Origin of the sequence: Thalassospira povalilytica, assembly GCF_002844235.1 — a bacterium.
GTDB lineage: Bacteria > Pseudomonadota > Alphaproteobacteria > Rhodospirillales > Thalassospiraceae > Thalassospira > Thalassospira povalilytica.
The window spans coordinates 209001-229789 of the sequence record NZ_PGTS01000001.1; the positions used below are offsets into that span (position 1 = coordinate 209001).

Annotated in this window: 20 protein-coding genes; 5 read left to right on the top strand and 15 right to left on the bottom strand. The window is 55.0% G+C overall.

All coding sequences use genetic code 11. The annotated features are described in order from the left end of the window. Positions 1–3 precede the first annotated feature (3 nt). The 3 genes from CU041_RS00830 to CU041_RS00840 all read left to right on the top strand — a co-directional run bounded on the left by CU041_RS00830 (position 4) and on the right by CU041_RS00840 (position 3372). On the top strand, positions 4–1602 hold the full coding sequence (locus tag CU041_RS00830) for a tripartite tricarboxylate transporter permease (RefSeq protein WP_101245373.1): 1599 nt from the start codon (positions 4–6) through the stop codon (positions 1600–1602). Positions 1603–1846: 244 nt separating this feature from the next. Further along, positions 1847–2407: a gamma-glutamylcyclotransferase gene (locus tag CU041_RS00835; RefSeq protein WP_101245869.1), complete on the top strand. Its 561-nt coding sequence runs from the start codon at positions 1847–1849 to the stop codon at positions 2405–2407. After that, positions 2407–3372 carry a DMT family transporter gene (locus CU041_RS00840; protein ID WP_101245374.1) on the top strand — a complete coding sequence of 322 codons (966 nt, stop codon included), beginning with the start codon at positions 2407–2409 and terminating at the stop codon, positions 3370–3372. Before CU041_RS00835 ends, CU041_RS00840 begins: the two co-directional genes overlap by 1 nt. Before the next feature lie 138 nt (positions 3373–3510). Here the strand turns inward: CU041_RS00840 and CU041_RS00845 are convergent, their stop codons facing one another. The 4 genes from CU041_RS00845 to ftsE form a co-directional block, all read right to left on the bottom strand. Beyond that, on the bottom strand, positions 3511–4329 hold the full coding sequence (locus CU041_RS00845; protein WP_101245375.1) for a lysophospholipid acyltransferase family protein: 819 nt from the start codon (positions 4327–4329) through the stop codon (positions 3511–3513). A gap of 101 nt (positions 4330–4430) precedes the next feature. Further along, a complete protein-coding gene (locus CU041_RS00850) occupies positions 4431–5150 on the bottom strand; it encodes a YdcF family protein (RefSeq protein WP_101245376.1) in 720 nt (239 codons plus the stop codon). Positions 5151–5268: 118 nt separating this feature from the next. Continuing rightward, on the bottom strand, positions 5269–6171 hold the full coding sequence (locus CU041_RS00855; RefSeq protein WP_101245377.1) for a cell division protein FtsX: 903 nt from the start codon (positions 6169–6171) through the stop codon (positions 5269–5271). Between the two features lie 51 nt (positions 6172–6222). Then, positions 6223–6900 carry a cell division ATP-binding protein FtsE gene (gene ftsE, locus CU041_RS00860; RefSeq protein ID WP_101245378.1) on the bottom strand — a complete coding sequence of 226 codons (678 nt, stop codon included), beginning with the start codon at positions 6898–6900 and terminating at the stop codon, positions 6223–6225. Positions 6901–7258: 358 nt separating this feature from the next. On the opposite strand from ftsE, the gene CU041_RS00865 reads away from it, so the two are divergent. Next, entirely contained in the window at positions 7259–8086 is an 828-nt protein-coding gene (locus CU041_RS00865) for a DUF3426 domain-containing protein (protein WP_101245379.1), read from the top strand. 94 nt (positions 8087–8180) lie between these two features. On the opposite strand, the gene CU041_RS00870 is transcribed toward CU041_RS00865, so the two are convergent. The 4 genes from CU041_RS00870 to argH all read right to left on the bottom strand — a co-directional run bounded on the left by CU041_RS00870 (position 8181) and on the right by argH (position 13613). After that, positions 8181–10613, bottom strand: a complete 2433-nt coding sequence (locus tag CU041_RS00870; RefSeq protein WP_101245380.1) for a DUF4175 domain-containing protein — start codon at positions 10611–10613, stop codon at positions 8181–8183. Positions 10614–10786: 173 nt separating this feature from the next. Continuing rightward, positions 10787–12058 (bottom strand): diaminopimelate decarboxylase, encoded by a 1272-nt coding sequence (gene lysA, locus CU041_RS00875; RefSeq protein WP_101245381.1) that lies wholly within the window; start codon positions 12056–12058, stop codon positions 10787–10789. Further along, positions 12055–12201 (bottom strand): LPS translocon maturation chaperone LptM, encoded by a 147-nt coding sequence (gene lptM / locus CU041_RS20510; protein ID WP_170310066.1) that lies wholly within the window; start codon positions 12199–12201, stop codon positions 12055–12057. The genes lysA and lptM overlap by 4 nt, the downstream gene beginning before the upstream one ends. Next, a complete protein-coding gene (gene argH / locus CU041_RS00880) occupies positions 12198–13613 on the bottom strand; it encodes an argininosuccinate lyase (protein WP_101245382.1) in 1416 nt (471 codons plus the stop codon). The genes lptM and argH overlap by 4 nt, the downstream gene beginning before the upstream one ends. A 30-nt stretch (positions 13614–13643) precedes the next feature. Between argH and CU041_RS00885 the strand changes: the two genes are divergently transcribed. Further along, entirely contained in the window at positions 13644–14204 is a 561-nt protein-coding gene (locus CU041_RS00885) for a TlpA disulfide reductase family protein (RefSeq protein ID WP_101245870.1), read from the top strand. A 21-nt stretch (positions 14205–14225) separates the two neighbouring features. Here the strand turns inward: CU041_RS00885 and rbsK are convergent, their stop codons facing one another. The 7 genes from rbsK to CU041_RS00920 all read right to left on the bottom strand — a co-directional run bounded on the left by rbsK (position 14226) and on the right by CU041_RS00920 (position 20643). Continuing rightward, positions 14226–15149, bottom strand: coding sequence for a ribokinase (gene rbsK / locus CU041_RS00890; RefSeq protein WP_101245383.1), 924 nt, complete (start codon positions 15147–15149; stop codon positions 14226–14228). A 142-nt stretch (positions 15150–15291) separates the two neighbouring features. Continuing rightward, positions 15292–16758: a xylulokinase gene (xylB, locus tag CU041_RS00895; protein WP_101245384.1), complete on the bottom strand. Its 1467-nt coding sequence runs from the start codon at positions 16756–16758 to the stop codon at positions 15292–15294. A gap of 164 nt (positions 16759–16922) precedes the next feature. Next, positions 16923–17810 carry a 3-hydroxybutyryl-CoA dehydrogenase gene (locus tag CU041_RS00900; RefSeq protein ID WP_101245385.1) on the bottom strand — a complete coding sequence of 296 codons (888 nt, stop codon included), beginning with the start codon at positions 17808–17810 and terminating at the stop codon, positions 16923–16925. A 68-nt stretch (positions 17811–17878) separates the two neighbouring features. Then, a complete protein-coding gene (locus tag CU041_RS00905) occupies positions 17879–18814 on the bottom strand; it encodes an electron transfer flavoprotein subunit alpha/FixB family protein (RefSeq protein ID WP_101245386.1) in 936 nt (311 codons plus the stop codon). Positions 18815–18829: 15 nt separating this feature from the next. Continuing rightward, a complete protein-coding gene (locus tag CU041_RS00910; RefSeq protein WP_101245387.1) occupies positions 18830–19579 on the bottom strand; it encodes an electron transfer flavoprotein subunit beta/FixA family protein in 750 nt (249 codons plus the stop codon). Between the two features lie 242 nt (positions 19580–19821). Continuing rightward, positions 19822–20394 carry a cob(I)yrinic acid a,c-diamide adenosyltransferase gene (locus CU041_RS00915; RefSeq protein ID WP_101245388.1) on the bottom strand — a complete coding sequence of 191 codons (573 nt, stop codon included), beginning with the start codon at positions 20392–20394 and terminating at the stop codon, positions 19822–19824. A gap of 54 nt (positions 20395–20448) precedes the next feature. Continuing rightward, complete coding sequence (locus CU041_RS00920; protein ID WP_101245389.1) at positions 20449–20643, bottom strand: twin transmembrane helix small protein; 195 nt, start codon at positions 20641–20643, stop codon at positions 20449–20451. Positions 20644–20789 lie beyond the last annotated feature (146 nt).

The window sequence follows — 20789 nt, forward strand, 5'->3', positions numbered from 1 at the left end:
ATCATGGAATTGGCGTTTCAATATATCGGGCTGGGCATCCATTCGGTGTTCTTTGATGCCGATGGACAGTTCTGGCTGATGCCGGTCCTGATGGTTCTGACCGGAATTATCTCGGGGATCTTCTTTGGTGCCATTCCGGGGCTGAGCGGGCCATTTGCGCTTGCGCTTGCCTTGCCGGTTTTGACATCTGTTTTTGGCTATTCGAACGAAGCATTGCTGCCGGTTCTGGGCTGCCTTGTCGGTCTGATGAAGGGGGCGACGGTTGGCGGTGCTGTGCCGGCCATCCTGTTTAATACGCCAGGCACGCCCGATGCGTTCCTGACGACGGCTGACGGTTATCCGATGGCGCAAAAAGGTCAGGCCCGCAAGGCGATCCAGACCAGCCATTTTGCATCGGTCATGGGCGACAGCTTTTCCGACATCGTGCTGTTTGTAGCCGCACCTGTATTTGCGGTGGCGGTTGAACGTGTTCTCGATCTTCCGGAAAAGTCGGCCCTGATTATCCTGTCGCTTTGTTTCATGGCGGCCGTTGTCGGGAATGCACCGCTTAAAGGATTGCTTGGCGGGCTTTTGGGGATGTTGCTGTCACTGGTTGGCACAACGCTTTCGGGGAATGGTGTGCGTCTGACCCTTGGCCTTGATGGTCTTGGTTCCGGCGTGCCTTTGACGTCGGCGGTCCTCGGCGTTCTGGTTCTTTCAGAAGTTCTGATCAGTGTCGAAGATATGTCGCGCGCCCGAAAGGCGCGTGAAAGCTTGCCGCAAACGCCTGAAATGGGGCCACCCCTGACATGGGCGGAACGGTTGCGAATGATGCCGGCAATCCTGCGTTCGGCAAGCATCGGGACTGTCATCGGTGCCCTGCCGGGTATCGGGACCACCACTGCGGCAACGCTTTCCTATGATACGGCCAAGCGTCTTTCCAAAAAGCCCGACGAATTCGGCAAAGGCACGCCCGAAGGCGTCGTCGCAACCGAGGCCGCCAATTCCGCAGTATCGGGTGCCAACCTTATTCCGGTGATGAGCTTGGGCATTCCGGGGAATTTCGCGGCTGTGTTCCTGATCCTTGCGGTCGAGACGATTGGCGATTTCTCGTTTGGTCCATCGGTGTTCAAATTCACCGAGATCAAGGAAATTGACGGCTATGGCATGATCATGAACAAGGATCTGGTCATGGCATTCGGGCTGTTCACGCTGATGGTGATGGGTAATATCTTCAACTGGACCTTTGGCGGGTTTGTCATGCGCTTCCTGGTGCATATGGCCCGCATCCCCAAAGATATCGTCATGCCGCTGATCTTGCTGGTTTCGCTGACAGCTGCCTATGTTCAGGATGGCGGGTATCGTGGTCTGGGTACGGCACTGGTATTTGCCGTCATCGGTTATCTGATCAGACGGCTTCAGGTTTCAACGTTGCCATTCGTGATCGGTTTCTTGTTGGCCCCGGCCCTTGAGCAATTGATCCGCGGCGCATTCACCGCCAGTGGTGGTGATGCGCTCTTCCTTCTGAAATCGCCAATCGCGGTAATCATGCTGGGCCTTTCCGGGTTCCTGATTGTGCGCATGGTTCTTCAGGGACGGCAAAAGGCGGCGTCACAAAGTTAGCTGGGATAACCTGATCCTGATATCAGCTCAAATATGGCACCCCGACCGGTGATTTGACCCGGTCGGGGTGTTTGTATCTCGGGGCTGCTTTCAGGGTCGGCAAAGAAAGCCATTTCTTTTGTGCTCGGCTGTTTTCAAACAAGTCGAAAATGATTAGGGTCACCTTCCTTGCTGACCAGATGCTTGCAAGACGCTGTAATCAGGCGCGTGCACTGGCAGGAAGGTCTTGTCGCCGGAGGAAATTTTGGTTCAGCACGAAGAAAGATGGGTTTTTGGGTATGGGTCGCTGTTATGGCGGCCCGGTTTTGAATTTACCGAGCGGTCGCGTGCATTGTTGCGTGGCTATCACCGGTCATTCTGCATCTATTCCCATCATTATCGCGGAACGCCCGAAAATCCGGGGCTTGTTCTTGGCCTGAATGCCGGGGGCGAATGTGTCGGGAATGCATTTCGTATCGCGCCGGAAAACTGGAACGCGGTCAAGGCGTATCTCGATGAGCGGGAACTTGTGACCAATACCTATATTCCGGCCGATGTTGAAGTCGAACTTGAGGATGGTCGCACCGTGATTGCGCATACCTATGTCGCCGATCCGACCCACCAGCAATATGCCGGCAATCTTCCGGTGCGTACGGCTGTTGAGATCATTGTTGCTGCACACGGCAATGTTGGCCCCAATCTGGAATATCTTGAAAATACTGTGCAACATCTTGACGAGATGGGCATTGTCGACCCGCCCTTGCATGATCTGATGGATCTGGTTCGGCGCGAATATGGTGAGATCAATATGGGGGCCGGTATCTGATGGCGCAGGGGAATAATCTTACACAGGGCTCTGCTACGGCAACAACCGGTTCGGCTGGTGATCATACCCCGATGACGGTCGCCTATCTGATGCTGATTGCCTGCGCGATGATGTGGGGGTCGAACCATGTGGTGGCGCGCGGTGTCAATGCGACCGTGCCGTTTGAAGCATTGTCATTCTGGCGCTGGGTCGTGGCAGCCGTGATGCTGTTCCCGGTCTGCTTTAAATATTTGCGCCGCGACCTCAAGCTGATGGCACAGCACAAAATGTCGATGTTCCTGATCGGCTTTACCGGCGTGTTCCTGTTTTCGGTCGTGATTTATCTGGCGGCTTATAACACGACGGCGGTTAATACCGGCCTTTTGAATGCGACAACCCCGGTCTGGGTGTTGTTGTTTGCCGCAGTCCTCAGTGCTGACAAGCCCAAGCTCGGGCAATGGGTCGGTGTTCTTGTCGCCGGTGCCGGAACGGCCACCATCATTGCCAAAGGGGACCTTTCGGTCTTTGCGCGGATGGATTTCGTGTCGGGCGATGTGTTTGCGATGATTTCGGCGATGGTGTGGGCCGCCTATTCCATGCTGCTGAAACGTGCGCCCAAGGGGGTTCATCCGCTGAGCCTTGTCTTCGTTTCCGCGCTGGTCGGCTTGTGCTTTTTGACGCCGCTTTATATCTGGTCGATCCTGATTGATGGGGAACCGTTCTTTACCCATCTTGATCCGGCATGGCCCGACATGCTCAAGATTTTCTATATCGGTGCGGGGCCAGCCTTCCTTGGGTATCTGTTCTGGAACAAGGGCGTTTCGGTGGTTGGTCCGGCCAATGCCGGGGTGTTCCTGTATCTGATGCCGGTCTTTGCCAGTGTGCTTGCGATCATCTTCCTTGGGGAAGAATTGCATATGTATCACCTGGGCGGGATTGTTCTGATTGCCTTTGGCATCTGGCAGGCGACGCGCCGCAAAAAATAGACCGCACGGATCGCGATCCGCATTCAATCAAAAAGGCCGGTGACGAATATCACCGGCCTTTTATTTGTTGGGTCTGTATCTGATGTGGCTGTATCGGTTGGGCGGGCCGTGATGGATTTCAGCCATGCCCAAACCGGATCAGGACGCCTTGTCCGAAAGGGTGTCTTGCTGTTTGGCGGCTGCCTGATCGGCCTTTTCCGCGGCAATGTCATCGGATGTCAGCATCGGCAGGTTGAATTCCTGCTGTGCTTCGGCTTCGAGTTCCCGGGTTCGGGTATCGATGCGGTTCTTGATTTCTTTCATAAAGGTCTTGCGATCAAGATCGGGTTCGATCGGCTTCATGAATTCCATCGTGACCTTGCCGCCATATTTCATGAAACTGTGACGCCCCCAGAACATGCCGGAATTCAACGCAACAGGTATCACCTTATATTGCGGGAACGCTTTATACAGCGCATAGATACCCGGATGGTACGGGCGGTCTGAACCGGGTGGTGTTCGCGTTCCTTCCGGGAAGATCACCACCTGGCGGTTTTCTGCCAGTGCTTCGGCGGCACCTTTGATCATGTCCTTAAGGGCGGATCCACCTGCCGAACGGTCAACGGCAATCTGCCCCGAAAGTGTCAGGAACTGTCCAAAGACCGGAATTTTCGTCAGTTCCTTTTTCAGGATATAGGCCGGATCGGTAACCACGGTATGGAAGGTCAGTGTTTCCCACGCAGACTGATGCTTTGCCACCAGAATACAGGGACCATCCGGCAGGTTTTCCAGTCCGGTAATTCGTTTGCGCATGCCTACCGAATAGCGCAGCATGAACTGTACCAGCCGACACCAGGCATGACCGACAAACTGATTGGCCTTGCGCCCAAACAACATTAACGGGATCAGGCTGAGGCACAAAATCGCCGTTCCACCGAAAAACAACACGTTAAACAGTAACGCGCGGAGGGTTCTCATACAGAAAAGTCCTTCATACGCCTTGGGTCTAAACCCACTTACATGATCTTGATATTTACTGCTTTGTAACAGCTATATTGCAATCGGAAAATGCCGATTGTTCAACTGCCTTTGCCTGTTGCATTCGATGCGGAATAATCCTGCGGGGCGGGGGATGCATCACCGGGACCGCGCAAGCCCGGATGATTGCCATCGGGCAACCATTGCAACAGCGTGTTGCGCAGGCTGGCAAACATATATTTGTTGAATTCACTGGCAATCAGCGCCGTGCTTCCCGGGAACCGCCACCAGTTATCGATTTTGACATTATCGGGAAAGACCGGGTGCGGGATGATCTCGACATCGGGCATCAGACTTTTGAATTCAAGCATCGATCGCGGCATGTGATAGTTCGCGGTCACAATGCGAAGGCTTTTATACCCTTCTTCATAGACCCAGACCGCTGTCTCCAGTGCGTTGCCGCGCGTGTTTTCAGCGACATGTCCCAGAACCACACAACAGGATATCAGGCGCGGGTCTGACTTTCCGACCGACAGAAGTTCATCAACTTCAACACCGCGATACACACCGGAAATGAAAAGCTTGTCAGCCATGCCACGGGTCAGCAAACGGCGCCCTTCCGAAAGGCGTTCACTACCCCCGGTCAGAACCACAATGGCATCGGTATGCTGATCGGTGTTTTCGACGGAAACCGGGATCGAGCTGACATACCAGACAAACCCGGCAGCCCACACCAGTGCACATACAATCAACATTGAAAGCAGAAAACGAAACCGGCGGAACCGGCGACGGTGCTGCACGCTGAGCGGTGGCTTATTCATGAATGCGAGCCTGGATAGCAGTGCGCGGGCATGTGTTCGGGTCTCCTGAGGTGGCCAAGGCCATGATCCCAAAAGGGAAGCAGCTCTACAAACGGACTATACGGAGCCGGGCGGCGGGTTACAACATTCGGTGCAATACACGAAGAACCGTGCGTGTTGCTGTGATCCCGGCCACCATCGCAACGATAAAGGGAATGGCCACAATCAGCGCAATGAAAGTCGGGCTAAGGACAAGTGACGGGATCGGCCAGCCAGCCCGCAGACCAAGCCAGGCGATCAGGGCCGATACAGGAAGGGCAATCAGAAGGCCGATCAAGGCCCCGAAAAACGCCAGCCGCTGGTTATGACGTCCGAACTGTTTGGCGATATAGCCGTCCTGCGCCCCGATCAAATGGAGCAATTCAATGATCCGATGATGGATCGAAAGGCCCGAACGGGTTGCAAAAACCACCGAAAGCATGGTGGCCCCGAACAGCACAACAATCAGCAGTGACAAGGCAAGTTCGACCGAGAAAGCGACATCGGCAATGCGTTCGATCCAGATGCGATGATCATCAAGAACCGCCTCGGGCGCAATGACGCCAAGGCGGCTTTCAAGCGCGTCGTAATTGAACCCAGTTTCGGGGGTGATTTCGATAATGCGCGGGATGGGAAGTTCACTGACAACTTCATCCGGGCCAAGCCACGGTTCAAGCAAGGCCGCCATCGTATCAGGGCTGAGTTCCTCGATCCGGGCAATGCCGGGCATGTCGGAGACATCATCAATGATTGCATCAACGGTATTTTGCAGCGCCTGTTCACGTTCATCAGGTGACCGGTTGGCAAGTTCGGTTGGCGGGACCTGAATGGACAGGCTGCCTTCGATCTGGCCAGACCATTGACCAACGCTGTCATGCAGGGCCGCAAGGCCGACAATCGAAAAAGTCAGCAAGGCCACCATCAGGGCGACGATGCTCGGCAAAAAGCGCGAGGATGAATCGCTTTCAAGCGGTAGATGCGATGGATGTGCGCGAAATGCCATGATCGTCGTTTGGTCCTGTTGATCGGTTTGATCTTGTCGTTCAGGTCGTCGTCAGCCGCTGTGGGTGACATCGTGAAGGGTGCCACCTTCGAGAAGCCACTGCGTATGACCAAATCGCCTGACCAGTTGCCGGTTATGGGTGGCGATCAGAACAGTGGTGCCCAGTTTGTTCAGTTCTTCAAACAGATATAGCAACCGCATGGCGATTCGGTCATCGACGTTCCCCGTCGGCTCATCGGCCAGCAACAGGGCCGGACGGCCGATCACGGCGCGAGCGATGGCGACACGTTGTTGTTGACCACCCGAAAGTCGTGATGGTTGGGCATTGATATGATCGCCCAAACCGACCCATTCGAGAAGTTCGGTCACGTTTTTGCGGATTTGCAGATCCTCAACCCCGGCGACCCGCAACGGCAAGGCAACGTTTTCAAAGGTCGTCAGGTGATTGATCAGACGGAAGTCCTGAAAGACGACGCCGATTTTTCGGCGAATCGCAGGCAGTTCTTCGCGCGGGATGCGGATATTGTCGCGACCGAAAATATTGATTTCGCCACGGGTTTGACGCAACGCCAGATATAAAAGTCGCATCAGCGTCGATTTGCCCGCCCCGGAAGCCCCGGTCAGGAAATGGAAACTACCACGGCCCAAAGAAAAATTCAGGTCGCGCAAAATTTCCGGCCCGGATTCGTATCGGACCCCGACATTCCTGAAACTGACAACTTCGGTCAAAATCGGTGCTCCATCTGGCAGAATGACGGTCTACATTGGCGTGTGCCGGGGCAAATGATCAAGGGTTTCTCTATGGTCTGGCACGGTTGGAATTCACGTTTGCCATGACAATATCGGAAATGACCAAATCGGTTTACCCGGATTTCGTATGCTTTCGGATGCCATGTTCGCAGCAATTAGGCAACGATTAGACACCCAAATCCGGGCAGCTTCTGTTATCTGTACTTAACAGTCTGTTAAATCGCGGCTATTTACATATAGTGTAATTCACTGCTGACGTGATTGGGGGATCGTCAGTCGTGCATGCTTTGTTGTCCCCGATGTTTGATGCCGCTGTCATCGAAATGCCAGGTTTGCAATGATCATTACTTGCCCAGAGTGTTCAAAGAAATACTCAGTTAAAACAGAAGCAATCGGTCCAAAAGGCCGAACCGTGCGCTGTAAAAGCTGCGGCAATAGCTGGCATCAGGACCCGCCGGGGGCAAAGAAGCCTGCGCCACAGCCCGCAGCACCGGAAAATGATCTTCCGCCACCCTTCAATCAGGAAGGCTCGCTTGGTGCGGACTTCAATGCCGACCAGATGGGTGGGGGACAAGTTGATCCCGGATTTGAAGAAGCGGACAAGATCCCCGATCCGCCGCCCATTCCCCAGCAGCTGATTCGCAATAATCCCAAGCCCGAACCCAAAAAGAAAAAGGGTATCGTTGGCTGGATCATCTTCCTGTTGCTGATTGGCGGCATTGGTGCGGGTGGCTATTTTGCCAAGGATTACCTGATCAATCTGTGGCCGCCGGTTGCCAAGGTCTATGACATGATCGGGCTTGATGTGCCCCATGTTGGCGAAGGCCTTGATATTCGGGAATTGCCGCCGACCCGTGAAGATGAAGACGGTGTTGATGTTCTGGTCGTCCGTGCCGAGATCGTCAATATCAGCGAAGAACCGCGCGTACTGCCCTATCTTCTGATCGAGCTGCTTGATCCGCTCGATCGTGTGGTCCAGCGCAAAAAGGTTCCGCTGATCTATGACGAATCCAAAGTGCCCGCCGGTGCTGAAATGCCGATGGAACAGCAAATGTTGCCGGTTGGCGAAAGCCTGACGGTCGAAACCAAAATCCGTCGTCCGAACCCGACGGCAACCCGGTTGCAGGTTACCTTCCTTGATCCGCGCGAAGCGGTCGAGCCGTAAGGAACCCGATCGATCAAATCAAAAGGCAGCGTTGTCATACGCTGCCTTTTTTGTGTCTGGGGTACCTTGGTCCTTGTTGGTGGGCTGGTAATGCTCAGAACCGTTTCAGCAATCTGTCGATATATTCCTGTTCGATTTGCGGGCGATCTGGATCACCGGACCGGCGGCGCAATTCCTGAAGGATGCGCCATGCCCGTTCCAGGGTATTCACATCGGGAATGATGGTGGTGCCATCGCCACCGACCGGGCGGCCCAACGGGTCCCGGCGGCCGGTTCCTTCCAAATCTTCGAGCATCGGGGCCATCTGGCTCAGACCTTCAAGTGCGCGGCTGATCTCGCCAATGCCCTGTTGCAAGGCTTCCATCGCCTGTCTTTGGAACTGCAATGCCTCGTGTGAGCGGTTATGTCCAAGCGCATCTGCAGCCCCGCGCATGGCATCAATGACCGTATTCATGCCGCTGACATCACCAAACTGGTTGATACCCGGACTGTTCATGATGTCGGTAGCATCATCGGCAAGACCCTGTTGCTGATTGGCACGTGGAACCGGGCCAGATTGGGCTGATGAATTGTCGCCCTGGTTCATAAGGTCCTGTTGGCGGCGCGCCAGATCACGCATCCCATCAAGCATTTCGCGCAGGGTGGACGTGATGTCCATGCCGCCTTCACCGGTGGTGACCTGCATGTTTTCGACCAGTTCGCGCAGGCGATCAATCAGTTGGCGTGCCTGATCACGCGCACCGGCCCGCATCAGCGCATCAATCTGATCAATGATACGCGAAAGATCCTGCTGTTCGAGGGTGGCGGATGCTTCGGGCTGATCTTCGCCCATCTGGGGACTTTCGCGGGTCAATGCGGCCAGATATTCGTTCAGCGCCTGACGGTATTCCTCGATCAGGCGGGCAATCTCGGTTTCGGTGATATCGGGGTTTTGTAACGCTTCAAGCAGCCGTTCCTCGGCCTCCATCAGGTTGCGTTCGGCAATGCCGTAACTGCCCCGCTCGACCTCCTCGGCAATGTGCCAAAGAAGGCCCGCGACATCCTGATGAACAGCACGGTCATGCAGATTTGCCGCCAGCCGGTTTTCGGCAACCGACAATGCAAGAAACACTCCGATATGCCCATTGAAGGCCTGTGGGGCATAAAGGATTGGCAAGATTGCCTGGTGCATTTCAAGTGCACGCTCGGGATAACGTAACAGCCCGCGTCGGATGGCAATCAGCTTTTGCGCAACCGGATGGGTGAATTCGCGTTCGGGCAACATCAATGACCTGATGTCGCTTTGTCCGGTTTGACCGGCATTGTCTTGCGACACCAACTGGATATTGACCGGCAATCCCGCCCAGGGATGCGCAACAAGATCAATGAAACGTGGTCCTTCTATACGGGTTGGCATTGCTGTTTGGCTGATGCCTTCGCCGCGAACATCAATCACGATCTTTTCAATCGGGCCATACTGGTCATATGACCCGTCATCGGGGGCAGGCGTGATCACAAGATCAAGCTTCGCCAGGCCGTAATCATCATTGGCCGTATAATCCAGCCGGACATGGTCGCGCCGGGTTATGGCGGGTGAACTGACAAAGGAAAGGTTTGGTGCCTTGTCCGGCACCAGTTCGATATTCAGGGTCAGCCGGTCATTGCCCCAGACAGATATGCGCCACTCACCGGATTGTTCGATTGCTGTTGACAGAACATAGCTGTTTTCACTGCTTTCGGTGAAGTCGCGTGCCCCGTCCGGCGCGGTCAGGGTTGGTTGCCAGATGCTGGAAATGCTGCCATCCAGTGTTGATCCAACCGGGACCTTGACCGTAATGACCTTGCTCTCGGTCGTTGGGGTGGTGTCCGTATCACTTGAAGATGAAGTCGTCCCGCTGTCAGATGAAACTGCATTAAATCGCAATACGCGCGGGACCTGTCCGGTATAGGCCGGCGGGGTGACCCAGAGTGTCGCACTAAAGTCCGCGGCACCAAGGCGTTGCAGGGGGCTGAACGCCTTTGAAAACCGTTCGGATATATGGTCGTGACCGGCAAGCAGCCCGACAAAGATCAATAAAACGGGAATGGCGGTCAGCCCGAAACGGTCAATGCGCGTCAGTGCCGGGATCGGCCGCGGCAGGCGAAGCTGCCCCAGCGTCCTTTCATGCAGACCCAACTGGCGTTGCCACAGGAAACTGGTCAGCGGATCATCTGTTTCATCAATATGATCTTCAAGACTTTGCAACGGGTTGTTTGAAAGCCCGTTTTCGATTTCAAGCCGGTGCAGGATATCGCGTCTTGTTGGCCAGCGGAAATTCCGCCACGGGGCGACTGCGGCAATCATGGTAACGACCGACAAAATCGACAGCAACATGATATGACCGGTGGCCGGCAAAAATTCGAACGTCCCGGTAAGCGTCAATCCACCGGTCAGAAGCACGATCGATAATGACGGGATCAGACAGGGCCAGGCCGCTTCCCATATCATGACCATGCGCGTTCTGCGCACATGGCGTTCCATTCCGGGATAGGGTGGTATCAACGACATGCGACCGGTCGTCCCTGATTGCCAAAAGTTGCGAGATTAATCGCAATGCTACCCTTTAAAGCTTGGGGTTTTGGCAGGACGGGTCAAGCTATTCCCGAAGATGTGGCGGAAATAAAAAGGGTGGCCCGCAATCAACGGACCACCCGGATGTGTTTCAGGACCGGTCTTATGGCTTATGAGTTTCCAAGCCAGGCCGGGATCTGATCCATATTGATCAGCTGATCGATTTCCTGACGCGGGCGCACAATCGCAAAATTGTTGCCCTTGACCAGAACTTCCGGCGTCAATGCGCGGGTGTTATAGGTTGATGACATCACCGCGCCATAGGCACCAGCCGACATGACCGCAACCAGATCACCGGCCTTAAGGTCATCAGGAAGTTTGCGATCCTTGCCAAAGGTGTCACCGGTTTCGCAAACCGGACCAACGACATCGACGGTCGCCTGTACGTCATCTTCGCCCTGTTCATCAACCGGGATGATTTCGTGATAGGCGCTGTATAGTGTCGGACGGATCAGATCGTTCATCGCGGCGTCAAGGATGACAAAGCGTTTGGCTTCGCCGTCTTTGATATACATGACGCGTGACACCATGATCCCGGCATTGCCGGCAATCAGGCGGCCCGGTTCAAGGGTGATGTGGCAGCCAAGATGACCGACCGTTTCGCGCACCATCTGTCCATAGGCATCAGGAAGCGGCGGTGTTTCACCCTGATAGGCAATGCCAAGACCGCCACCAAGATCAAGATTGCGGATTTCAATGCCTTCGGAACGAAGCTGTTCGACCAGATCGGCAAGGCGGGTAAATGCCTCGCGGAAGGGGGTCAGGTCGGTCAACTGGGATCCGATATGCATGGCAATGCCGGTAACCTCGATACCGTCCATGGCCGCAGCATCGCGGTACACTTCAATCGCACGGGTCCAGTCGATGCCAAACTTGTTTTCGGCCTTGCCGGTTGCGATCTTTTCGTGGGTTTTGGCATCGACATGCGGGTTGATGCGCAATGCAATACGCGCCTTTGTCCCCATGTCGATGGCAACACGGTTAAGTTCGACCAGTTCCGGGATGCTTTCGACATTGATCTGCGCGATACCGGCTTCAAGGGCTTCGCGCATTTCGGCGTCGGCTTTGCCCACACCCGAAAAGATGATCTTGGCGGGATCAATACCGGCGCGCAGTGCACGGCGCATCTCGCCAACCGAGACGACATCAGCGCCAGCGCCAAGATTGGCGAGGGTCTTGAGAACCGCCTGGTTCGAGTTCGCCTTGACCGCAAAGCAGACGGTGGCATCAAGCCCCTCGAACGCATCGGCATAGACATTGTAGTGACGTTCAAGCGTCGCGGTCGAATAACAGAAAAACGGCGTGCCGACTTTTTCTGCCATTTCCGGGATCGAGACACCTTCGGCGTGAAGCACGCCATTAATATATTCAAAGTGGTTCATTGCGCCGGGTAGTCCCTTGGATATTCATAACCTTTATCGGTTGGCGGTTCGAGCGGGCCTTTTTTGCCGCAAGCCGCCACCGAAAGACCAAGCATGATTGCCAGTGTGATCACGGTGCCGCGTTTAAGCAAGGCGGGGGTCATTTCAGAAACCTTTCCTTTGCTGCCTTGACGGATTCCTTGACGCGAACCGGTGCAGTTCCGCCAAAGCTCTGGCGGGCGGCGACCGATGCTTCGACAGTCAGAACGTCATATACTGCATTGGTGATTTTCGGCTCGATCCCCTGAAGATCTTCAAGGGAAAGCTGATCAAGATCGCACCCTTTGGACTCTGCCAGTTTCACGGTTGCGCCAACCACATGGTGGGCGTCACGGAACGGCATGCCAAGTTCGGCAACAAGCCAGTCAGCAAGATCGGTTGCGGTGGTGTAACCGGCACCGGCAGCTGCGCGCATGTTATCGGCATAGACCTTCATGTCGGCAACCATGCCGGTCATGGCAGCAACGCACAGACCCAGATGATCGTGAGCCTCGAATACCGGTTCCTTGTCTTCCTGCATATCCTTGGAATAGGCCAGCGGAAGCCCCTTCATCGACAGCATCAGGGAATTATAGCAGCCAACAATACGGCCGATTTTCGACCGGATCAGTTCGGCGGCATCCGGGTTGCGTTTCTGCGGCATGATGGATGAACCGGTCGAAAACTTGTCGGACATCCCGATAAAGCGGAACTGTGCCGAACACCAGATAACCATTTCCTCGGCCAGGCGCGACAGATGCATGGCGGCAATTGATGCCGCGTTCAGATATTCCAGTGCAAAGTCACGATCCGATACCGCATCAAGCGAGTTCGCCGTCGGGCGATCAAAGCCAAGCGTACTTGCCGTCAGGTGACGGTCAATCGGATAGGGCGTCCCGGCAAGGGCCGCGGACCCCAGCGGGTTTTCATTCACACGCGTCCGGCAATCGGCCACACGACCACGGTCACGACCAAACATTTCAACATAGGCCAGAAGATGATGGCCAAATGTCACCGGCTGGGCCGCCTGAAGATGGGTGAAGCCCGGCATGATGGTTTCAGCATGGGTTTCAGCCTGTGAAATCAGGGCTTCCTGAAGCCCCTTAAGGCCGGCTTCGAGATCGGCAAGGGCAACATCACGGACCCACAGTTTGAAATCGGTTGCGACCTGATCGTTACGCGAACGTGCAGTATGCAGGCGACCGGCCGCCGGGCCGATCAGTTCGCGCAGGCGGCTTTCGACATTCATGTGAATGTCTTCAAGTGCGCTCGAAAACTTGAACTGACCGCTCTCGATTTCTTGAAGGATCTGGTCTAGACCATTGGTTATCTTTTCGCCATCTTCTGCGGGGATGATGTTCTGCTTGACCAGCATCGCGCAGTGGGCTTTGGAGCCCTGGATGTCCTGGGCATAAAGGCGCTTGTCAAAGCCGATGGAAGCATTGATTTCTTCCATGATGGCAGACGGTCCTGCTTCAAAGCGACCTCCCCACAGGGAGTTGGCGTTTTTCTGGTCGGTAGCGTTTTGATCGGTCATCTTGATCCGCAGTATTGGAAGGTGGGTGTTGTGAAGGCTTTGCTTCGTTACGTAAAACTTGGCGTGATTGTCGCCATATCGGGCATTTATGCAACCCCTGCCTTTGCAGATACGCAATTACCACAAGAACTTTCAAAGATGGTGGCACCGTCTGATGATGGTTCTTTGCTCGATGGCGCAACCTTTGTCGATGAAAATGGCGATGAAAAACAGCTTAACCAACTGAAAGGTCAGGTTATTCTGGTAAATCTGTGGGCGACCTGGTGCGTGCCCTGTGTCAAGGAAATGCCGGAACTTGACCGGCTGGCTGCGGAAATGGATGGAAAGCCTTTCCGTGTTCTTGCCCTTAGTCAGGATCGCGGCGGGGCGGCTGCTGTTACGGAATTCTTTGAAAAGAATGGAATCGACAATCTGGATGTGGTTCTTGACCCGCGCGGGGCAACCGCCCGCAAAATGGGGGCGCGCGGTCTTCCGACCAGTTTCGTGATTGATGGTCACGGTGTGGTGCGCGGCAAGCTTGAAGGCATCGCGCGCTGGGATGCCCCCGATGTCATTTCCTACTTTAACGATCTGATCGAACAGACATCCTGATTTTTGAACCGCAAGCCGCGATCAGCTTCCTGGTTCCAGCAAGGCAAGAACCTGATCAAGGGTGGGGGCGGCATCGCCGGCCCCGTTGCGGGTGGTTGCCAGTGCGCCGGTCGCACATGCAAACCGCACGGCATCAGGAAGGGCTTGCCCGCCATGCAGGGCAACTGCAAGTCCGGCATTAAAGCAATCCCCCGCACCGACCGTATCAATGGCACTGACGGTAAAAGACGCGACCAACCCCGACATGTCGGGTGTTGAATAATAGGCGCCTTGACGCCCCATTTTAATGATCACGGTTTTTGGGCCCATGTCATGAAGGACTTTTGCGGCCTTCTTTGCGCTGGCTTCATCAACCGGTTCGATGCCCGTCATGGCGCGGCATTCGGTGCTATTGGGGGTGACGATATCAGTCAGCGCCAAAAGATCGCGCATCACCATGTGATCGGGTACGGGGGCGGGATCAAGCATGATTTTTGCCCCGCCTTCACGCGCATATTTGATCGCGCAATCGACAGCGACCACGGGGCATTCAAGTTGCAGCAGCAAATAGTCGCAGTCGCGCAGATAATCCTGTTTTTCATGCAAATCGCCACGGGTCATCGTCATGTTGGCACCACCAACGACCGTGATCATGTTTTCACCGGCTTCATCAATTGAAATCAGGGCCGTCCCCGTCTGTGCGGCATCGGCAATGATCAGGTGGCTGGTATCGATGCCTTCGGCGGCAAGGCTGGTCACCAGTTGCCGGCCAAGTGCATCGTCACCGATCTTTGATATGAAAACGGGGGAAACGCCAAGACGTGCGATGGCCAGCGCCTGGTTACATCCCTTGCCCCCAGGGCCCGAGATATATTCCTTTGCCGGGACGGTCTGACCCGGTTTCGGAAGCTTGGCTACGCGTGCTGCGAAATCAATGTTCGAGCTTCCGACGACTGCAATACTCATGGACTATCCAAATGGTCGAAAATTAATACTCGTACTAATGTTGGTGTTAAATCATTGGTTTAAAGAAGGCGGGAGATTAATTTACTCATGATCGCGGGCGTCTTCGGAAATATGTGCGGTTGGTGCGTCGGGAAGGTCATTTTCAATCGGGCGTAAATTCATCGGCCAGTGCATTATAAAGCCTGCGGAACTTTGCAAAGCGCGGCTGATAGGATGCATGTCGTGACGTGTCCGGTTCGATAATTTCCTCGATAACCGGTTTCAGGCATACATCTTCTACTGCTTCCTGTGTCAGGGCCAGTCGTGCCAGACGTGCAGCACCGAATGCCGGCCCTTTAGCAGCACCTTCATATCGGGCAAGGGGGGTGCCCATGATGTCGGATATCAACTGGATCCAGTAACGGCTTCTTGCACCGCCACCAATCACACCGGGCAAGGCACAGCGGGTCCCGGCAGCATGCAGACGCGATTGTGCGTCACTTAGCGCAAAGGCCACCCCTTCGAGAACCGATTGCACCATTGCTTCGCGCGATGTGTCGCTGCCCAGACCAAAAAACACCCCGCGCGCATAGGGATTGTTATGCGGTGTCCGTTCCCCGTTCAGATAGGGCAGAAAGACAATATCAGCGGGCTTATGATGCTGGGCCTCAACCCGTTTCAGCAAGCCACCAATATCACTTTCGCCAAGCAACTTTGCCGCCCATTGCAGGCAACTGGCCCCGTTCAGCAGAACGGCCATCTGGAACCAGTGGGCCGGAATGGCATGGGTGAAGCTGTGCAGAAGTTCTTCGGGTTTTGGGCGGTATTTGTCCGATGCGACAAAAATCTGTGAAGATGTGCCAAGCGATATGAACCCGTCACCGTGACTGACGGCACCAACACCAATCCCGCCGGTCGCGGCATCACCCCCGCCACCGGCAATGATGACGTCACCCTTCATGCCCCAGCGTTTGACAAGTTCGGCCCGCAAAGTTCCGGTAATGTCCGATCCTTCGACCAGTTCGGGGATTTGGTCCATCGAAAGCCCGCAGGCATCGATTGCCGCCCTGTTCCAACTGCGACTTTCTTCTTCAAGCCACAAGGTCCCGGCCGCATCGGACATTTCCGTTACCTTGTCACCAGACAGGCAAAACCGGATATAGTCCTTGGGCAACAGGATGGTGCGTACTTTGGCAAAGATGTCGGGTTCATGCTTTTGCAGCCACAGCATTTTCGGTGCAGTCATGCCCGGCATGGTCGCGACACCGGCCCTTGTCCCGAGATCGGGCAGCATGGCATCAAGTTTGTCACACTCGGCCTTGGCGCGGCCGTCATTCCACAAAATTGCCGGGCGCAGCGGTTTGTCATTTTCATCAAGCAACGTCGCGCCATGCATCTGTCCGGACAGGCCAATCGCGCGGGTGGCGGCAACAGCCCCCGGATTTTGATGGTGCAGGGCATCAATCGCGCGCAATGTCGCGTCCCACCAGTCATCGGGGTTCTGTTCGCTCCAGAACGGGTGGGGATTTGATACCGACAAAGGAATATCTGTCTCGGCAACCGTGGCCGAGTGTTCGTCAATCAGCAATGCCTTGACGGCCGATGTGCCGACATCAATTCCGAGATACATTTTCGGACGGCCTCCAGACTTCTTTTGTCATTTTGTCCCGCATTCCATCCGTGCGGGTTTTAACGGACCTTATTCCAGATGGTTGGCGGTCCGATTGCAACAAAAAAAGCCGCTGAACAAGACAGCGGCTTTAATTTGAAAATGCGAATGTTTTAAAGCAGTCCCTAGCGGGTCGGGACCGGCTCATCACCGCTGTAATCATAGAAACCGCGGCCAACCTTGCGGCCAAGCCAGCCTGCTTCGACATATTTGACCAGAAGCGGGCACGGGCGATACTTGGTGTCGGCCAGACCATCATGCAGAACATGCATAATCGAAAGACAGGTATCCAGACCGATAAAGTCTGCCAGTTGCAGCGGACCCATCGGGTGGTTTGCACCCAGACGCATTGCGGTATCGATGGATTCGACGTTCCCCACACCTTCATAAAGGGTGTAGATCGCCTCGTTGATCATCGGAAGAAGGATACGGTTGACGATGAAAGCCGGGAAATCTTCGGCACTTGCCGTGTCTTTGCCCAGTTTTTTGGTCAATTCATGAATGGTGCGATAGGTGGTTTCATCCGTGGCAATGCCGCGGATCAGTTCCACCAGCTTCATCAGCGGCACCGGGTTCATGAAGTGCATGCCCATGAATTTCGCCGGGCGGTCCGTGTAGGATGCCAGACGTGTCACCGAGATCGACGAAGTGTTGGTTGCGATGATGGCTTCGGGGCCAAGAACCGGGCAAAGCGCCTTGAAGATCTGTTTCTTGATCTCTTCATTTTCGGTTGCCGCTTCGATCACCAGATCGCAGTCCGAAAGGAAGCTGTATTCCGTTCCGGTTGAGACCCGCGCAAGTGCGGAATCTTTTTGCGCTGCGGTAATCAGTTCTTTTTTGACCTGACGGTCCATGTTCTTGTCCATCAGGCCAAGCGCCTTATCAAGGGCGTCCTGCGAGATGTCGAGAATTCGGACGTCGTAACCGGCAAGTGCGATCACATGGGCAATGCCATTGCCCATTTGACCGGCGCCAATTACGCCAATGGTTTTGATATCTTCCAACGAAGCCATTTGTTCCCCACTCGTCCCCTAGGGTCAAAACAACAGTATGCATTGCTTTGACCCTAATCGGGATCAGATTATTTGTCGAGTTCACTCGCCAGTGCGGGAAGGGCTTCGAACAGGTCACCGACAAGGCCGTAATCCGCCACCGAGAAGATCGGCGCTTCTTCGTCCTTGTTGATTGCAACGATGACCTTGCTGTCCTTCATGCCGGCAAGGTGCTGAATAGCACCCGAAATGCCTACAGCAATGTATAGCTGCGGTGCAACAACTTTGCCGGTCTGACCGACCTGCCAGTCATTCGGAGCATATCCAGCATCAACCGCAGCGCGTGATGCGCCAATGGCTGCGCCCAGTTTGTCGGCAATCGGTTCGATCAGATGGAAGTTTTCAGCCGATCCCATGCCGCGACCGCCGGAAATGACGACGCTTGCCGCGGTCAGTTCCGGACGTTCCGACTCGGTCAGTTCCTGACCGACGAAGCTGGACTTGCCGGCATCCGAAACAACGGAAACGTCTTCGATGGCAGCAGAACCGCCTTCGGCGGCAACCGGATCAAAGCCCGTGGTACGAACCGTGATCAGTTTTAGGCTGTCTGCCGACTGCACGGTTGCCAGTGCGTTACCGGCATAGATCGGACGGACAAAGGTATCGGCGCTTTCAACATCGGTGATGTCGGAAATCTGTGCGACGTCTTTCAATGCCGCAACGCGCGGCATGAAGTTTTTACCAGAAGTCGAGGCCGGAACCAGAATGTGGCTGTAGCCATCGGCAAGTTCGGAAACCAGACCGGCCATGTTTTCAGCCAGGAAGTGGCCATAGGCGGCATTGTCTGCGACCAGTACCTTGGAAACACCTGCAACTTTTGCGGCTGCTTCGGCAACGCCGCGGCAGTTTTCACCAGCAACGAGGATGGCAATGTCGCCACCGATCTTCTGTGCGGCTGCAACGGTGTTAAGCGTGCCGCCCTTCAGTTCGGTATTGTCGTGTTCGGCAATAACAAGAATGCTCATTTGATTGATCCCCGCTTAGATTACTTTTGCTTCGTTGCGGAGCTTGTCGACAAGCTCTGCGACGTCGGCAACTTTGACACCTGCCTGACGTGCCGGCGGTTCCGTCACTTTCAGGGTTTTCAGGCGCGGCGCGGTATCAACACCAAGATCGGCCGGGCTCAGGGTATCGAGCGGCTTTTTCTTGGCTTTCATGATGTTTGGCAGCGACGCATAGCGCGGCTCATTGAGGCGCAGGTCGGTGGTGACGATTGCCGGAAGGTCAAGCTTGACGGTTTCAAGACCGCCATCAACTTCACGGGTAACGTCAAGTTTGCCGTCAGCAACGGCAACTTTGGATGCGAAAGTACCCTGCGGCCAATCCAGCAAAGCAGCCAGCATCTGGCCAGTCTGGTTGGCGTCATCGTCAATCGCCTGTTTGCCGAGGATCACAAGATCCGGGCTTTCCTTGGCGACGACTTCTTTCAGGAGTTTTGCAACGGCAAGCGGTTGCAGCTCATCCTCGGTTTCGACCAGAATGCCGCGATCGGCACCCATGGCAAGGGCGGTGCGCAGGGTCTCCTGGCACTGTTTAACGCCGAGCGATACGGCAACCACTTCGGTCGCGGTACCTGCTTCCTTGAGGCGGACAGCCTCTTCAACGGCGATTTCGTCAAACGGGTTCATGGACATTTTGACGTTGTTCAATTCAACGCCAGACTGGTCCTGTTTGACTCGGATCTTGACGTTGTAATCCACAACGCGCTTAACGGCGACAAGAACCTTCATGACAGACCTGTTCGTTTTTGTTGTCGAAACTATGGGCTTTCTGCTCCCTGCCGAGGCAGTTTGCTGCGGCCCGCATGTTACTGTTTTCCCCGCGATGCACAATAGGGGGTGCTACGCAGGTTGTCAATTTACGTAAAGAGGTTGACGTTAACGATAACTTCTTTACTGATTTTTTGATGCCCTTCGCAACCTTGATACGGCACAAAGCCGCCAAATGACAGGGGTTTGTCCAAATATTTTCGTCAGCGTGTCAGGCCGGGTTGCCACAAAATGTCATCCTTGCCGCCGTTATTTGCGTGGCGGGCAAGAACAAACATATGGTCCGACAGCCGGTTGATATAACGAACGCATTCCGGGTTGATCGGCTCGACCCCTGCCAGTTCGACAATAAGCCGTTCGGCGCGGCGTGATACGGTCCGGACCACATGAAGCTGTGCCGAAAGCGCACTGCCACCCGGCAGGACAAAGGATTTCAGCGGATCAAGGCCGGCATTGATCTGATCGATTTCCTGTTCAAGGCGTTCGGTCTGGGTTGCGGTGATGCGAAGGGCGGGCTGTTCGGGATTGTCATCCGATCCGTCACCCGGGGTGCAAAGGTCCGCACCCAGATCAAAAAGATCATTCTGGATTCGGGCGAGCATCGCATCTATGTCGCCATCCGCATGCAACCGGGCGACACCGATGAATGCGTTGGTTTCATCAACCGTGCCATAGGCCTCGACGCGGACTGAATTTTTGGGGACGCGTGTCCCGTTGCCAATGGCGGTTTTGCCCTTGTCGCCGGATTTCGTGTAGATGCGGGTCAGTTGAACCATGTGTCGTCCATTAATGCGTAAGATGTCATAAGAATTGAAAACGGTCGCAGATGCCTATTTGCCAAGTGCCAGCATCGACAGAATGAACAAAAGCAACAATGCGACGGCCTGAAGCAGCACGCGAAGCTGCATCAGTTTGTTGGATTTGCGTGCATCCTTGCCGCGGGCCATTGAAATGATCCCCATCACGAGAACACCGGCAACGGCGGCCATCGCGACTAGCACGCCAATTTGAAGAAATGCGGTCATCTGTCTTCTTCCCTGTCTGTTGCCTGCTGATGGTCACCTGAAAACAGGGGCCGCAATCGGAACAAGCCGAACTTGCCGCAGGTCGAATTTATTGATGCCATCTTACGGGCGGCGTCATGCTGCGCCAAACCGGGACCGCAGGCAAC

Excerpts from the sequence above, each read along its gene's own strand:
- CU041_RS00830 (WP_101245373.1), top strand. The coding sequence starts at position 4 with ATGGAATTGGCGTTTCAATATATCGGGCTGGGCATCCATTCGGTGTTC.
- CU041_RS00840 (WP_101245374.1), top strand. The coding sequence starts at position 2,407 with ATGGCGCAGGGGAATAATCTTACACAGGGCTCTGCTACGGCAACAACC.
- CU041_RS00845 (WP_101245375.1), bottom strand. The coding sequence starts at position 4,329 with ATGAGAACCCTCCGCGCGTTACTGTTTAACGTGTTGTTTTTCGGTGGA.
- CU041_RS00850 (WP_101245376.1), bottom strand. The coding sequence starts at position 5,150 with ATGAATAAGCCACCGCTCAGCGTGCAGCACCGTCGCCGGTTCCGCCGG.
- CU041_RS00855 (WP_101245377.1), bottom strand. The coding sequence starts at position 6,171 with ATGGCATTTCGCGCACATCCATCGCATCTACCGCTTGAAAGCGATTCA.
- CU041_RS00865 (WP_101245379.1), top strand. The coding sequence starts at position 7,259 with ATGATCATTACTTGCCCAGAGTGTTCAAAGAAATACTCAGTTAAAACA.
- CU041_RS00870 (WP_101245380.1), bottom strand. The coding sequence starts at position 10,613 with ATGTCGTTGATACCACCCTATCCCGGAATGGAACGCCATGTGCGCAGA.
- lysA (WP_101245381.1), bottom strand. The coding sequence starts at position 12,058 with ATGAACCACTTTGAATATATTAATGGCGTGCTTCACGCCGAAGGTGTC.
- lptM (WP_170310066.1), bottom strand. The coding sequence starts at position 12,201 with ATGACCCCCGCCTTGCTTAAACGCGGCACCGTGATCACACTGGCAATC.
- argH (WP_101245382.1), bottom strand. The coding sequence starts at position 13,613 with ATGACCGATCAAAACGCTACCGACCAGAAAAACGCCAACTCCCTGTGG.
- rbsK (WP_101245383.1), bottom strand. The coding sequence starts at position 15,149 with ATGAGTATTGCAGTCGTCGGAAGCTCGAACATTGATTTCGCAGCACGC.
- xylB (WP_101245384.1), bottom strand. The coding sequence starts at position 16,758 with ATGTATCTCGGAATTGATGTCGGCACATCGGCCGTCAAGGCATTGCTG.
- CU041_RS00900 (WP_101245385.1), bottom strand. The coding sequence starts at position 17,810 with ATGGCTTCGTTGGAAGATATCAAAACCATTGGCGTAATTGGCGCCGGT.
- CU041_RS00905 (WP_101245386.1), bottom strand. The coding sequence starts at position 18,814 with ATGAGCATTCTTGTTATTGCCGAACACGACAATACCGAACTGAAGGGC.
- CU041_RS00910 (WP_101245387.1), bottom strand. The coding sequence starts at position 19,579 with ATGAAGGTTCTTGTCGCCGTTAAGCGCGTTGTGGATTACAACGTCAAG.
- CU041_RS00915 (WP_101245388.1), bottom strand. The coding sequence starts at position 20,394 with ATGGTTCAACTGACCCGCATCTACACGAAATCCGGCGACAAGGGCAAA.
- CU041_RS00920 (WP_101245389.1), bottom strand. The coding sequence starts at position 20,643 with ATGACCGCATTTCTTCAAATTGGCGTGCTAGTCGCGATGGCCGCCGTT.